This window comes from Aquimarina sp. I32.4, assembly GCF_002924285.1.
Lineage (GTDB): Bacteria > Bacteroidota > Bacteroidia > Flavobacteriales > Flavobacteriaceae > Aquimarina.
Genome location: NZ_PGUB01000234.1, coordinates 1 through 1,341 on the forward strand (window position 1 = coordinate 1; position 1,341 = coordinate 1,341).

At 37.7% G+C, this 1,341-nt stretch carries 1 protein-coding gene; it reads right to left on the minus strand.

Features of this window, described 5'->3' with window-relative positions; genetic code table 11:
- Positions 1–12: 12 nt before the first annotated feature.
- Positions 13–1,278 carry an IS256 family transposase gene (locus CVD18_RS22230; RefSeq protein WP_103867631.1) on the minus strand — a complete coding sequence of 422 codons (1,266 nt, stop codon included), beginning with the start codon at positions 1,276–1,278 and terminating at the stop codon, positions 13–15.
- Between the last annotated feature and the right edge of the window lie 63 nt (positions 1,279–1,341).

Sequence of the window (1,341 nt, forward strand, 5' to 3'; positions counted from 1 at the left end):
CGGATCTGTAAATTAAACTCTGTCTGTTGTTTCAATTCCTTTGGGGCTAGCCCCAAAGGAATTGGTGTTTAATATCAGAGGTATCCTCTCCCCAAATTTAATATAAAGTTGTTGGACTGTCAAACTCCAATTATGCAATGGTGAAGTCCATTTCTTTTCGATATTCTTAGCAGCCAAGTATACCAATTTTAGTAATGCCATATCGTTGGTAAAGGCTCCCTTTGTTTTAGTGACTTTACGAACTTGACGATGGAATCCTTCAACGGCGTTAGTTGTATAGATGATCTTTCGAATGTGTTCAGTGTATTGGAAGTATTGCGATAATTGCTCCCAATTGCGCTGCCAGCTTTCGATTACTACAGGATATTTACTACCCCATTTTTGTTCTAAATCCAGTAATTTATCTTCTGCAACCTCTTTACTAGTTGCTCTGTATACTAGCTTTAAATCACGCATGAATTCTTTTTGATCCTTAGAGGCTACGTATTTAAGAGAATTACGTATTTGGTGTACAATACAGAGCTGCACCTGTGCCTTTGGGAACACACTCAATATTGCATCTGTAAAACCTTTAAGATTATCGGTACAGGCAATCAAGATATCTTTCAGACCACGGTTGTTTAGATCAGTTAGTACCTGTAACCAGAAGTTGGCTCCCTCGCTTTCTGATATGTACATGCCCAACACTTCCTTATAACCCTCTTTGTTGATGCCTAAAATATTGTAGAGTGCCTTATGAGTGATCTTTCCGTCTACTTTTACCTTGTAATGCATCGCATCAAGCCATACTATACAATATAAAGGTTCTAATGGGCGATTCTGCCATGCTTTTACATCAGGAATGATTCTATCTGTTATTTGGCTCAAAACAGTGTGCGAAATATCGGTATCATACATCTCTTTAATATGAGAAGAAATATCTCGATAACTCATCCCCAAACCATAGAGACCAATGATTTTATCTGAAAGATTATCTGCTAAAATAGTTTGACGCTTCTTAACCAGTTCTGGCTCAAAGCTACTGTGACGGTCTTGAGGAGTATCGATATCAAAAGTACCAAAACCACTTTTGACAGTCTTTTTACCCTTACCATTCCGCTTGTTGCCTTTAGAACGTTCACTAGTATCTAAATGATCATTCATCTCGGCTTCAAGAGCCTTCTCTATGAAGCTTTTTAGCATTGGTGCAAATGCACCATCTTTACCAAAAAGACTCTTGCCAGACATAAACTGGTCAAGTGCCTTTTTCTCGAATTCTTTTTGTTCTTCGTTTGTCATGATTCTGTCTGAATAAAATTAATGATTAAAATTTAACTCAGACAGAGTTCAGTTTACAGCCTC